General features: G+C 70.6%; 13 protein-coding genes and 1 pseudogene. 5 read left to right on the top strand and 9 right to left on the bottom strand.

All coding sequences use genetic code 11. The features are described 5' to 3' along the window. The first annotated feature begins 137 nt into the window (after nt 1–137). Nucleotides 138–977 carry an FRG domain-containing protein gene (locus GUY59_RS43040; RefSeq protein ID WP_138208735.1) on the top strand — a complete coding sequence of 280 codons (840 nt, stop codon included), beginning with the start codon at nt 138–140 and terminating at the stop codon, nt 975–977. A gap of 120 nt (nt 978–1097) precedes the next feature. On the opposite strand, the gene GUY59_RS43045 is transcribed toward GUY59_RS43040, so the two are convergent. Next, nucleotides 1098–1367, bottom strand: coding sequence for a DUF6343 family protein (locus GUY59_RS43045; RefSeq protein WP_201762030.1), 270 nt, complete (start codon nt 1365–1367; stop codon nt 1098–1100). Nucleotides 1368–1420: 53 nt separating this feature from the next. Here GUY59_RS43045 and GUY59_RS43050 point away from each other — a divergent pair, with 53 nt between their 5' ends. Next, on the top strand, nt 1421–1609 hold the full coding sequence (locus tag GUY59_RS43050) for a hypothetical protein (RefSeq protein WP_161715013.1): 189 nt from the start codon (nt 1421–1423) through the stop codon (nt 1607–1609). A gap of 172 nt (nt 1610–1781) precedes the next feature. On the opposite strand, the pseudogene GUY59_RS51080 reads toward GUY59_RS43050, so the two are convergent. Continuing rightward, nucleotides 1782–1925, bottom strand: a pseudogene (locus GUY59_RS51080) (alpha/beta hydrolase); the annotation flags it as partial. A 29-nt stretch (nt 1926–1954) separates the two neighbouring features. Between GUY59_RS51080 and GUY59_RS43055 the strand changes: the two are divergent. Both GUY59_RS43055 and GUY59_RS43060 read left to right on the top strand, forming a co-directional pair. Next, nucleotides 1955–2182, top strand: coding sequence for a hypothetical protein (locus GUY59_RS43055; RefSeq protein ID WP_161715014.1), 228 nt, complete (start codon nt 1955–1957; stop codon nt 2180–2182). Nucleotides 2183–2316: 134 nt separating this feature from the next. Next, nucleotides 2317–3849 (top strand): pectate lyase family protein, encoded by a 1533-nt coding sequence (locus GUY59_RS43060; RefSeq protein ID WP_161715015.1) that lies wholly within the window; start codon nt 2317–2319, stop codon nt 3847–3849. A gap of 174 nt (nt 3850–4023) precedes the next feature. Here GUY59_RS43060 and GUY59_RS48030 read toward each other — a convergent pair whose 3' ends face one another. From GUY59_RS48030 to GUY59_RS43075, 3 genes are all read right to left on the bottom strand, one after another. Then, nucleotides 4024–4248: a hypothetical protein gene (locus GUY59_RS48030; protein WP_201762031.1), complete on the bottom strand. Its 225-nt coding sequence runs from the start codon at nt 4246–4248 to the stop codon at nt 4024–4026. Between the two features lie 97 nt (nt 4249–4345). After that, nucleotides 4346–5764, bottom strand: a complete 1419-nt coding sequence (locus tag GUY59_RS43070) for an SLC13 family permease (RefSeq protein WP_161715016.1) — start codon at nt 5762–5764, stop codon at nt 4346–4348. A 19-nt stretch (nt 5765–5783) separates the two neighbouring features. After that, nucleotides 5784–6971, bottom strand: a complete 1188-nt coding sequence (locus GUY59_RS43075) for a CaiB/BaiF CoA transferase family protein (protein ID WP_138208281.1) — start codon at nt 6969–6971, stop codon at nt 5784–5786. Between the two features lie 133 nt (nt 6972–7104). On the opposite strand from GUY59_RS43075, the gene GUY59_RS43080 reads away from it, so the two are divergent. Continuing rightward, nucleotides 7105–8007 (top strand): LysR family transcriptional regulator, encoded by a 903-nt coding sequence (locus GUY59_RS43080; protein ID WP_161715017.1) that lies wholly within the window; start codon nt 7105–7107, stop codon nt 8005–8007. Here GUY59_RS43080 and GUY59_RS43085 read toward each other — a convergent pair. The 4 genes from GUY59_RS43085 to GUY59_RS43100 all read right to left on the bottom strand — a co-directional run. Continuing rightward, nucleotides 8000–9388 carry a tannase/feruloyl esterase family alpha/beta hydrolase gene (locus GUY59_RS43085; protein WP_138208282.1) on the bottom strand — a complete coding sequence of 463 codons (1389 nt, stop codon included), beginning with the start codon at nt 9386–9388 and terminating at the stop codon, nt 8000–8002. The genes GUY59_RS43080 and GUY59_RS43085 overlap by 8 nt on opposite strands. A 243-nt stretch (nt 9389–9631) precedes the next feature. After that, nucleotides 9632–10300, bottom strand: coding sequence for a TetR/AcrR family transcriptional regulator (locus GUY59_RS43090; protein WP_138208283.1), 669 nt, complete (start codon nt 10298–10300; stop codon nt 9632–9634). Between the two features lie 341 nt (nt 10301–10641). Next, nucleotides 10642–11253, bottom strand: a complete 612-nt coding sequence (locus GUY59_RS43095; RefSeq protein ID WP_138208284.1) for a TetR family transcriptional regulator — start codon at nt 11251–11253, stop codon at nt 10642–10644. Between the two features lie 27 nt (nt 11254–11280). Next, a partial coding sequence (locus GUY59_RS43100; protein WP_236668066.1) for a DUF4166 domain-containing protein occupies nt 11281–12016 on the bottom strand: 736 nt, incomplete at its 5' end.

The following is a 12016-nucleotide window of genomic DNA, read 5'->3' on the forward strand; positions in this document are numbered from 1 at the left end:
GGGCGGCGAGAAAGCACCCTCCGAACGCGTCATCGAAGACAACCGCGCCGTCTCCGGCCACGAATACCGGCTGCAGACCGACGGCGAACACCCGATCACCAGCCTGGCCGCCAACCGCTGACCACCAGCGAGCCGGGATGGGCATGGTGACGGTGTCGTCGTGGCGCGAGCTGGACGACTCGATCAGCGAGGCCGGCCGGCGTGACGGGGTCGGGCCCGCGCACTCATCGCTGGTCTTCCGTGGGCTGGCGAGGAGCACGTACTCGCATGTGTCCGGGCTGGCGCGGTTGAACGGTGACTACGCCGACCTCGAGTCCCACCTGATCCGTAATTTCCGGAAATATGCGCATCGGCAGGCGCCGGGCACGACCATGTGGGACTGGCTGGCCCTGGGCCAGCACCACGGCCTGCCCACCCGCCTGCTGGACTGGACCTTCTCTCCGCTGGTGGCCCTGCACTTCGCCACCGCCTCCCGGCCCGAGGACGATGGTGTGCTGCTGGCGGTCGACTGCGCGGGCGCTCACCGGCTGCTGCCGGAGCCGCTGCGTGAGCCCCTTGCGGCGGAGGGGGCGTTGGTCTTCACCACGGAGATGCTCGCGGAGCAAGCCCGTGACCTCGCGGCCCTCGACCGGCTCGGTGAAGAGCCGTTCCTGGTGTTCTTCGAGCCGCCGTCGCTGGACGAACGCGTGATCAACCAGTCGTCGATCCTGTCGGCGTTCTCGCAGGTCACGTACCAGCTGGAACAGTGGCTGGCGGCGCATCCCCGGCTCTGGCACGGGTGGGTCATTCCCGCCGAGGTGAAGGCCGAGATCAGGCAGCGGCTCGACCAGGCGAACATCACCGAGCGGGTGCTGCTTCCCGGGCTGGACGGGCTCGCCGACTGGCTGCGCCGGTACTACTCGCCCGGCCGGGTCACGACGGGCGACGCCGAGGGCGGAGCGTCCATGACCGAGAGCGAGGACCCCGGACAAACGTAGCCGTACCTGAAGATTCGCCGAAGGCGAGCCACGGGTGGCACGACGCATGCCCGACCGGGAAGCGATCTTGCTGCTCAGCATGGCTGTGACCGGTCGGGCGGCGTGTCGCGGGACGGCCTGTCAGCCGAAGAGGGAGTGCCCGTTGCCCCGCTTGATGCGGCGGCGGATCACGACGACCAGATCGATGGCCGCGATGACGGCCAGGACCGCCATGATGACCGCCAGCACGGGAAGGTTCGCGGTGGCGGCCAGCACGGCGAAGACCGTACAGATCACCAGCCCGAAAGTGGCCAGCACGATGCGCAGGTTGAGCGCGCTCTGCGGTCGTTCCGAGGTCGGCGAGACGACTGACCAGAACCTGTCACGAACCGATGGGTGATGCCTGTCCATGCCCTCCACCTCTCTGCGGAGCGCCCCTCTACCCAGCGGGGGACGGGCGATTCATGACGCCCTCACTTCCCGGCATGCGCGCCCCGGGGCAGGTCGAGCCGGCCGAGGAAGTCCGTGATCAGGCGGGCCACGTCGTCGAGGGCGCTCTCCAGGAGGAAGTGGCCGCCTTCGAGAAGGTGGATCCGGCCTCGGGCACGTCGGCGGCGAAGGCGCGTGCCCCGTCGGGGACGCCGGTGGCGTAGTGCCAGCGGATCGTGTCGAGGGTGAGCGCCTGCCGGACGGCCTTCTCGGTCTCGGGGTCTGCCCGCGGTGGTGGGCCCGGACGGTCGTCCAGAAGCTGGGGACGAAGCCGGCTTCGTAGGCGTTGCCGTTCTGGGTGATGATCGCCGTGATCGCGTCCGGGTCGTTCAGGACGAGCCGCCAGCCGATCGGGGCGCCGCAGTCCTGCACGTGGATGGCGCAGCGGGAGACGCCGAGCTGGTCAAGCAGTCCCGCGGTGAGGTCGGTGAGCGCGTCGAAGGTGTGGTCGAACTCCTCGACGGGCGGTGCGTCGGACAACCCGAACCCGAGGTGGTCGGGAGCTGTTGGTGCTCGATGGCCGTGTTCGGCAACCGGATGAAGGCCTCGGCGGCACTACCAGCGCGCCCGCCGGCCGCCGGCAGGTACGTGCTGAGCATTTCGACGAACGTTTCTACACGTGGCCGCAGAAGGCCGTGACCGGTACGGCGATGGACGACGCCGCGGTCCATCCGCCGGTCCCCGCCCTCATGGGCGTCCCACGAGCCCGGCACGCCGGGCCGCTCGCCACCGGGTGACGGCATGAAAGTTTCACAGTCCATTGACGCTAGGAAAGCGCTTTCCTAGCGTGTGGGCGAGCTCCCATGACGACCCCGATGCCGCGGGCCCCGCGGCACTCACTCCGGCACCCGACGACGAAAGTGAGACGACAATGGGACGAGCAGTCGCGCTGCGGCTCCAGGCGGCGCTGGCCGCGATGGTCACCGCGGCCGCGGTCGGCGTGGCCTTACCGATGACCCAGGCGTCGGCGGCGGCCGGCACCGCCACCGGCTTCGCGACCGGCAACGGCGGCACCACCGGCGGCGCGGGCGGGCAGACGGTGAGAGCCACCACGGGCACCGCGATCCACGCGGCCCTGTGCGACCGGGCCAGCAGCAGCACCCCGATCACCATCGAGGTCGAAGGGACCATCAACCACGGCAACACCTCCAAGGTGTCGGGCGACAGCTGCAACACCGCCGCAGGCGTGATCGAACTCAAGCAGATCAGCAACGTCACGATCATCGGCGTCGGCAGCGGCGCCGTCTTCGACCAACTGGGCATCCACATCCGCGAGGCCCGCAACATCATCATCAGGAACGTGACGGTCCGCAACGTCAAGAAGTCGGGCTCGCCCACCTCCAACGGCGGTGACGCCATCGGCATGGAGAGCAGCGTCCGCAACGTCTGGGTCGACCACGTCACCCTGGAGGCCTCGGGCGGGGAGTCGGAGGGCTTCGACGGGCTCTTCGACATGAAGAACGACACCCAGTACGTCACCCTGTCCTACAGCATCCTGCGCAACAGTGGCCGGGGCGGGCTCATCGGATCCAGCGAGAGCGACCGCTCCAACGGCTACGTCACCTTCCACCACAACCGGTACGAGAACATCGACTCCCGCACCCCGCTGCTGCGCGGAGGCATCGCCCACATCTACAACAACCACTACGTCGACCTCCACGAGTCCGGCATCAACTCCCGGGCGGGAGGCCGCGCCAAGGTGGACAACAACTACTTCGAGGACTCCAAGGACGTCCTCGGCACCTTCTACACCGACGAGGCCGGCTACTGGCAGGTCGGCGGCAACATTTTCGACAACGTGACCTGGTCGAGCCCCGGCGACGAGAACAACCCCGCCGGCCCGAACCCGCAGTCCAACACCTCCGTCAGCATCCCCTACCCCTACAACCTCGACGGGGCAACCTGCGTGCCGGACATCGTGCGGCAGACGGCGGGCGCCAACAAGGGGCTGCTGGAGTCGGGGGGCGACTGCTCCTCGCCGCAGGAACCCACGACGCCCCCGACCGACCCCACCGACCCGCCGACCACGCCGCCGGACGGGAGCAACCTCAGCATCGGGGCCGGTTCCGACGGCTCCAGCAAGGGCGGCGGGACGAGCTACGGCAACGTACGGGACGGCGACATGAGCACCTATTGGTCGCCTTCCGGCTCGACCGGCGACATCTCGGTCAAGTGGAGCTCCGCCACGACGATCGCCAGGGTCGTCATCCGTGAGGCGTCGGGCTCCGCGGGTGCCATCGGATCCTGGCAACTGGTCAACCACGACACCGGGGCCGTCCTGAAGTCCGGCAGCGGGGCGGGCGACATCGCCTTCACCCCGACCTCGCTGAAGAAGATCACCTTTAAGATCACCGGCGCGAGCGGCACGCCGAGGGTCGCCGAGTTCGAGACCTACGCCGGGTGACCAGCCCGCGGCGCGGAGGAGGTCGCACTCTCCTCCGCGCCGCGGCTCACCGGCCCCCGGTCCTTCCGCGACCGCACGCACACCGCGAACGGCGCGTCGTCCCGCTCCCCTCGACGCCTTCGACCGGGCCGCGCGTACGGATCTCGCCCGCGTACCGCATGCCGATGCGCTCCATCACCGCACGGGAACGCACGTTGTGACGGGCCGTGCACGACACCACGGCCTGCGCACCTCGTAGGGGACGCGCATCCACGGCTCCGCCGGGAGGAACGCGTAGATCTGGTCCCAGTCGTCGTCGACCGGTGTGCGCGACAGCCCGCCCCGGCCGACGACCTCGCCGCTCATCCGGTCGTACGCGATCCATTTGTGCACACCGTGCAGGCGCCACGACTCGCCCATGGACGCCGCCCATCGCTCCGCCTGCCGGAGGTCGGGCGCGAGGGAGGGACCGGCCGGTTCGAGCCGCAGGCGCGTCGTGAACCGCCGTATGCCGGCGTCACCACCAGCCGAAGGCGGCCCAAGCGAGGAGCGGGGCGACGACGATCGAGACAAGCCCATAGGTCAGCAGGTTACGGAACAGACGGGGTCTGACCGAGGGCTCGGCGGCGCCGAGGATGAGCCCGCCGGTGATGCCGAGCGGGTTGATGTCGACCAGCACCGAGGCCAGGGCGAGGGCGAGCACGCCGCCCACCGGGGACACCCCGGCGGCCACCAGCGGCGGCAGCAGCGGCATGACGGTCGCGAACACCGCGATGGAGCTGGCGGCGAAGGACGTGACGCCGGCGATGTAGCAGAGCACGAGCAGGCTGAGCAGCGGCGACCCTTCGATCGTGAGCAGGTCGCTGATCTGCTTGAACGCGCCCAGGTGCTGCATCAGGCCCACGTACGTCAGCAGGCCGCCGATCAGCAGGACCACGGTCCACGGGATTCTGGACACGATCGCGTCGGCCGGCAGCCGGAACACCAGCTGCACGATCAGCGCGGCGGTCAGGCCGAGATAGCCCACGTTCATGTCCAAACCGACGGACAGGACGACGACGGCGAGCATGCAGGCCAGGGTGAACGCGCGTGCTCCGGGGCGCGTCGGCGTCGCGGCGGGCGCGGGTGCGGGAGCGTCGACGGTCGCCGTCGCGGCGCCACCGCCGGACGCGGGTTCGGGTGCGATTCCGCCGGACCCGGGCTCCGGCTCCGGGGCGGCGGCGCCGTCCGCGGGCTCCGGGACGGTGGCGCCGGAGCCCGGGTCGGGGGCGGCCGGTCCGGTGCTGCGGGCCGAGGCGAGGGCCGGGATGGGTGCCCGGCCGCGTGGGATGCCGCCGCTCCACAGGCCGACGATCAGCAGCCCCGCGCACACGGCCAGGCCGGCGAGCAGCCCGCCGCTCAGGAACGCCACCGGCGCCGAGCCGGACAGGCCGATGCCGAGCTTGGTGCTCAGCTCGCGCGCGGTGACGCCGTACACGGCGAGCGGCGAGAGCAGCCCGCTGATGATTCCGGTGACGCCCAGGACGGCGGCGATCAACGGCGAGGTACGGTAGCGCGCGGCGAAGCCGAGCGCGATCGGCGAGACGATGGCGGTCGCCGCGGCGGGCAGGGTGCCGACGGCGGTGAGCACGGCCCCGATGGCGAAGGGCACCAGGGCGATCAGCACCAGCCGGCCGCCGGCCATCCGGAGCAGCACATCCAGTAACCAGTCGAGGGTTCCGTTGTGATGGGCGACGGCGAACAGCGCCGTCACGCCGACGATGAGCACGAAGAAGTCGGCCGGGAAGAACGCCGTCACGTCGCTCTCCGACACGCCGGCGGCCAGCCCGAGGACGAACGCCGCCGCCAGGGCGCCCAGCCCGAGGTCGAAGCCGGGGATCAGGGTAGCCGCGAGAAGGGCGGCCAGCACGATGATGGACAGAGTCGCCAGGGTCATGAGCACGCTCTTTCTCGGGTCAGACCACTCCTCGGTGGCGCAGGTCATGGATGTCTTGGTCCGCGAGCCCGGCGAGGTCGCGCAGCACTTGGGCGGTGTGCTCGCCGAGGGCCGGCGCGGCGTGTCCGACGGTGGCGTCGAAGCCGGAGAACCGCCCGGCCGGAGCCTGCATGAGACGGGTACGGCCCGTCCTGTCGTCCGGCATCTCCACCACCGAGCCACGGGCGCGGATGTGCGGGTCGGCGCAGACGTCGGCGGCCGAGTTGACCGGCCCTGCGGCCACCCCGGCGTCGACGAGCAGCGTCATCAGCGGTTCGAGGTCGTGCTCCGCGACGAAGGCGGCGACCCGCGCCTCGATCTCCTCCCGGTGTTCGAGCCGGGCGGTCATGGAGTCGTGCACGGCGAGGTCGGCGGCGTCCATGACCTTGACCAGCCGGCGCCACATCTGCTCGGTGGAGGCGGGCAGGGCCAGCCAGCGGCCGTCCCGGGTGCGGTAGAGATCGTTGGGGCTGATGTGCGGGTTCTGGTTGCCCTGGCGTTCGCGGTTCTTCCCGGTCGCGCCGTACTCGACGATGAAGTCCTCCATCATCCGCAGCAGCGGCTCGTACAGGGGGATGTCGGCGAGCTGGGCCTGGCCGGTGAGGTCGCGCTGGCGCAGCGCGAGCATGGCGGCGAACGCGGCGTAGATGCCGGTGACGCCGTCGGCCACGGGGTAGCCGGCGAAGAGCGGTGGCCGATCGGGGGCGCCCGTGCGGTAGGTCAGGCCGGCGAAGGCCTCCGCGACGCGGGCGAAGCCGGGGCGGTCGGCGTACGGACCGGTCCGCCCGAACGCGCTCACCTGCACCATGACCAGGTCGGGCCGGTAGGCCCGCAGGTCGTCGAAGTCGATGCGGAACCGGCGCAACGTGGCCGGGCGGAAGTTGGTCACCACGATGTCGACGGCCGCGGCGAGCCGGCCCACCAGGTGTGCCGCCTCGGCGTGGTGCAGGTCGATCGTGACGCTGCGCTTGCCGCGGCCGAGCATCGCCCAGGCGGCCGACTCTCCGTCCTCCAGCGGCGGGTAGTGGCGTGCCGGGTCGCCCGTGGCGGGGTGCTCGACCTTGATCACCTCGGCGCCGAACTCGCCGAGCAGCGAGGACGCGAGGGGGCCGGCCAGGATCGTCGACACGTCCAGGACACGCACTCCGCTGAGCGGACCGTTGGCCACTGGTTATTCCTTTCACCTGGGGAACGTCGTTCGGGTGATGGTTGTGATGGACGTCACCATGCCGTGCCGTCGGCGTGCGGGGAAGACCTGAATGGCGTTCACGGGTGGAAGGTTTTTCCTTTATGGTGGCGCGGTGCGGGTGGAACGGGCGCGGTACTTCCTGGCCGCCGTCGAGACGGGGTCGCTGCGGGCGGCGGCCGGCCGGTGCGGCGTCAGCCAGCCCACGCTCGGGCAGCAGATCGCGCTGCTGGAGGAGGAGCTCGACGTCGTGCTGCTCACCCGCAGCCGGCACGGCGTGCGCCCGACCCCGGCCGGCCAGGCCCTGATCGAGCCGCTGCGCCGGCTGGTCGAGGCCGAGGAGGCGGTGCGCGAGTCGGCGATGCAGTCGAGCGGCTCCTACCGCGGCAGGGTCCAGATCGGCGGCGTCACGGTGACCGTGGAGACCATCATCGCTCCGGTCGTGGGCCGGCTGCGCCGCGACCATCCGGGGCTGCGCTTCACCGTACGTGAGGGGGCCTCGTCCGCCATCGAGACCGCCGTGCTGGACGGCGCGCTGGACTTCGGGGTGATCACCACGCCGCTGACCCCGCCCGCGCCGGGACTGCGGCGCATACCGCTCATCTCCGCTCCTCTCGGGGCGTACGCGCGCACCGACCATCCGCTGGCGGGCCGCGACCAGATCCACTGGCGTGACCTGGAGACCTGGCCCATCGTCACCATGCGGGCGGGCACCGTGCTGTGGGAGACGCTGCACCGGCACGTGGCGGCCCCCGACGTCGTGGTGCAGGCCATGTCGGCGCGGACCGTCAAGGTGATGGTCGGCCAAGGTGTCGGTCTCGGCATTCTCGCCGGGTTCGACACCTCGGCCGACATCACCGACGTGGTCTGGCTTCCGCTGTCCGACGCGCCTCCCGTGCAGCTGTGCCTGACGCAGCGTCAGGACAGCAGGCCCTCGCCGTCCGCCCTCATCGTCCAGCGGCTGATCCGCACCAGGGCCGGCGAGCTGGCCGGCGGCCGGGCTTCCCCGGTCAGCTGAGGGAGCAGGTGTTGGCCACGTCGCCGGAGGTCTGGCGGGGAATGGTGGCGCTGCGCGGGGGCTTGTGGCCGTGGCCCGGGGCCGTCCAGCGTTCGAGGGCCTCGAACGCCGTCCGCATACAGGGAAGCAGCGGCCGCATCCGGTCGGGGAACATGTCGTACTCGATGTCGAGGTGGGAGGCGCCTTCCATCCTGTAGTAGCGGTGCTGAGCGGCCTTGCCCTGCTTGCGCACCAGCGCGGCGTACGGGTCGCCGTGCACCGCGATCGGCAGCAGGGTGTCCAGCGTCCCGTGCACGGTGATCAGCGGCTTGCCGATGCGGCCGCTCATCGAGGCCCGCCGCACCGCCTTGTGTACGCTCTTCGGGCGCGCGTAGTAGTCGTAGTCGGCGTCGCAGTTGGGCGTGCCGCTCTCGCAGAACGGGATCCCCGCCTCCAGGTCGCCGTCGTACTCCGGGTCGAGCTCCTCGCGTGCGCGGCGCTGCGTGCCGTCCCAGATGTTGCGGTAGTTGAACTCCCACAGGAACTCCGAGCCGGGGGCGAAGCCGGCCCGCAGCATCTCGGCGTGCGCCTCGGGGTCGCCGTTCTCGGCGTACTTCGGGTAGTTGCGCAGCGCCACCGGCAGGTAGACCAGCGCGTTCGGGCCGTTGTCCGGCGGCCAGTACGTGCCTTCCGCGTCGACGCCGCCGTCGTAGAGCTCGGGGTGGTTCTCCAGCGCCCAGCGCACCAGTTGGCCGCCGTTGGAGATGCCCGCCGCGTACGTCCTGCGCAGCGGCTTGCGGTAGTGGCGGGCGACGGTGGCCTTGGCGGCGACGGTGACCTGGGTCATCCGGTGATACCACTCGCGGTAGGCGTCGCCTGGGCGCCTGCCGTCCTTGTAGAACTCCGTGCCGCCGTTGCCCTTGTCGATCGAGGCGTAGGCGTAGCCCTTGGCCAGCACGTAGTCGGAGATCGTGAAGTCGTTGGCGTACTGGCGGCGGTTGCCCGGCGCCGCCGCGACGACCAGCCCGCCGTTCCAGCGTCGCGGGAGGCGGATCACGAACTGGGAGTCGTGGTTCCAACCGTGGGTGGGGTTGCTCGTGGAGTCGTCAGGGAAATAGCCGTCGACCTGGATGCCCGGCACCCCGCTCGGGTTGCGGGTGGCTGCGGAGTGCAGCCCCTGCCAGTCGGCGGCGTCGGTGTGCCCCGAGTCGACCGTACCGGCGGTGGTGAGGTCGTCCAGGCAGGCCGTGACCTGGTGCTGCGCGCCCGGAACGTGGATTCTGCCCATGTGGGGGCAGCGGGCGTCCGCCTGCGCGGGCGACGCCACCGGCACCAGAGGGATCGCCACGAGCGACGCCATCAGGGCCGAGAAGACAGTGGATCTGCGGAGAAGAAGGGGCATGGTGCGACTCCCTGGGGGAACGGAACTCGACGGTCAGGCCGGACGCCATGCGCGCCGGCGCTCAGTGCTCCGGCGTCCTGTGGTCGCGGCCCCCACCGCTTCCGGTCCAGCGAGCCGACCGGTCTGGCTCAAAGGTGCGTGTGCGGACGTTCGGGTCAATCGATCACGGAAGTTACTAAGCGCATAGTCAGGTGCCGGAGGGTGACTTGTCAACCGGTGAATTCCGGCGCCGAACGCGCGTACCTACTCCTTGGGCCTACCGACCAACTGCAGCGCGAGGTCGGCGTAGAACTCACCGAGCTGCTCGGGCGAGTCGGCGCCGTCGAGCCGGTACCAGCGGACAAGATCGATGCTCAGCGACAACATCGCGCGCGTCACCCGCTTGACGTCCACCTGCGCGAACGTCCCGTCGGCGACTCCGCGCGCGACGGCGTCGCGGAAATAGCCGTTGGTCTGGTGACGCAACTCCACGATCTCGCCGTAGTGCTCCGCCGTGAGGGCGTTCAGCTCCATCTGGCAGACCCGCGCGGTCACGTGGTGGCGGGCATGCCACACGGTGTACGCCGCCACGATGGCGCGCAACCGGTCGGCCGACCCCTCCAGCGCCAGGATGGACGGGTCGCGTACGTGTGCCAGGACCCGCTCGTGGCCGACCCGGATGATCTCGAACAGAACTAGTTCCTTCGAGGGGAAGTGCACGTAGAGTGCGGCCGGGCTGAGGCCGACCCCATCGGCGATGTCGCGCGTGGTCGTGGCGTGGAACCCGTTCGCGGCGAAGCAGCGCACCGCCGACGACAGCAGGCGGCGCTGCACCTCCCCCAGGTCCGCCCGCCACAACTCGGGCGAATGGTCCCGCAGCCGGGGATCGTCCACCAGGTCCTGTGCGGTGAACCGAGCCTGCCGTCTGGCCATCCGCGCCCCTCGCCCCTTCGCCTCAGAGATGCCGCCCCCGCTCAGGGGCCCGGCACGAGCATTCTACGAGTGACTATGCGCTTAGCCACCTCACCTACGGCGAGTCCAGCGGGCCGAAGGCACGCAGTGCGGCGACCAGCCCGAGGGGGTTCCCAAAAAGCTTGTTCCTCTGAACACACGGAATGCTTGGACGCTCCAGAGCTGTCACAGAGCCCCTCTGAACGCACGGAATGCTTGCACGCTCCAGACCCGTGACAAAGTCCCCTGAACACACGGAAAGGCGCGTACGTTCCAGACCGGTCACAGACAAACGCGCGGAAAGCCCACAAACCTGCCGAATCTCAGGGGGGTTGGTCGGCGAGCGGGGCGAGCCGGGTGAGTTCGTCCAGCGCCGTGATCAGGCCGGCGATCCGGTCGAGTGCGGCGAAGGCGTGTTCGGCGCCCGCCGGGTCGACGCCTTCGAACAGTTCCAGCCCGATGAAGGCAGCGGAGAGCGCCTTGGCCAGTCCGGCGACGTCCACGAGTCCGGACAGCGGGCTGCCGGCCAGCACGCGGCCGAGCACCTGCTCGATCTCCTCCGTCCACAGCGCGAGCCCGGCGGCGGTGGCGGGCGCCAGCCGGGGCTGTGTCTGCGCCCCGGCCAGCAGTTGGGCCAGTACGGCGACGTGCCCGCCGGCCCGTTCGGTGGTGTGCAGTTCCCGGCCCAGCGCGAGGAGTTCGTCCAGGGTGCCTACCTTGCGCAGGCGATCGCGGTAGCCGGCGACCCGTTGTTCGGCGCCGTGGCGGCAGGCGGCGGCGAGCAGTTCGTCGACGCTGCCGAAATGGTAGAAGACCAGCGCCTGGTTGACCCCCGCGGCGGCGGCGACGGCGCGCGCGGAGGCCCCCGCGATGCCCTGCTCGACGAGCGTCGTGAGCGCGCCTTCGAGCAGTTTCGTCCGGGTCTCCTTGCTCATGCCCGCGCCTCCTCCGGGTGTCCTTGCTCATGCCCGCGCTTCCTCGCGGACCGGCCGCAGGTCGGTGCGCACGCCGTGGGCGGCCACGCCGATGTGCTCGGCCTGGAAGGTGCCCTCGTAGCCGAAGAGCGGGCCGAAGTAGCGGTTGGAGACGGCGACCCGGACGCGGAAGCACTGCGCCTGGTCGTCGTACGACTCGCGGACCACGGCGTCGCCCCTGATCAGGGCCGGCACGTGGGTGTTCACGGGTCCTTCGCGGAAACGCTGCTCGCCGGAGCGGATGACCAGGGCTCCCTCCGGGTCGGCGTGCACGTGCAGGTCGGTGGCGAGGTGCTGGTGCGTGCCGAGGTAGTCGACGATGCAGCCACGTTCCCGGCTGAAGACCATCGTGGCGTCGAACCGCTGGGGACGGCCGGGGAAGGCGAACGTCCTGACGAAGGTGACGGTCTCGCGGCCGAAGGAGTCGCGGTAGGGGAAGTTCTCGATGGTGAAGGGCACGTCGCGGCCGACGCGCGGCACGAGGATGTGGCGGGTGGCGCCCAGCGCCAGGAACGGGCGGATCCACCGGCCGCCGTGCCGGACACGGTCCATCACGCCGCGGCCGACGCAGGCCTCGCCGCTGTCGAGCCCGACGGAGAAGCGCCGCTGGATGCGCGGGTGGAGCCGGTCGAAGTCGGGGCCGAGGGCCTGCTGGAAGATCGAGGTCATGACCACCTCACGGAGTGCAGGAGGGCGGGTGGGGTGGCGGCCGTGTGTTCGGGCG

It is taken from the genome of Nonomuraea sp. K271, from assembly GCF_009908215.1.
Classification (GTDB): domain Bacteria; phylum Actinomycetota; class Actinomycetes; order Streptosporangiales; family Streptosporangiaceae; genus Nonomuraea; species Nonomuraea longispora.

Excerpts from the sequence above, each read along its gene's own strand:
- GUY59_RS43040 (WP_138208735.1), top strand. The coding sequence starts at position 138 with ATGGGCATGGTGACGGTGTCGTCGTGGCGCGAGCTGGACGACTCGATC.
- GUY59_RS43045 (WP_201762030.1), bottom strand. The coding sequence starts at position 1,367 with ATGGACAGGCATCACCCATCGGTTCGTGACAGGTTCTGGTCAGTCGTC.
- GUY59_RS43050 (WP_161715013.1), top strand. The coding sequence starts at position 1,421 with ATGACGCCCTCACTTCCCGGCATGCGCGCCCCGGGGCAGGTCGAGCCG.
- GUY59_RS43060 (WP_161715015.1), top strand. The coding sequence starts at position 2,317 with ATGGGACGAGCAGTCGCGCTGCGGCTCCAGGCGGCGCTGGCCGCGATG.
- GUY59_RS48030 (WP_201762031.1), bottom strand. The coding sequence starts at position 4,248 with ATGGGCGAGTCGTGGCGCCTGCACGGTGTGCACAAATGGATCGCGTAC.
- GUY59_RS43070 (WP_161715016.1), bottom strand. The coding sequence starts at position 5,764 with ATGACCCTGGCGACTCTGTCCATCATCGTGCTGGCCGCCCTTCTCGCG.
- GUY59_RS43085 (WP_138208282.1), bottom strand. The coding sequence starts at position 9,388 with ATGCCCCTTCTTCTCCGCAGATCCACTGTCTTCTCGGCCCTGATGGCG.
- GUY59_RS43090 (WP_138208283.1), bottom strand. The coding sequence starts at position 10,300 with ATGGCCAGACGGCAGGCTCGGTTCACCGCACAGGACCTGGTGGACGAT.
- GUY59_RS43095 (WP_138208284.1), bottom strand. The coding sequence starts at position 11,253 with ATGAGCAAGGAGACCCGGACGAAACTGCTCGAAGGCGCGCTCACGACG.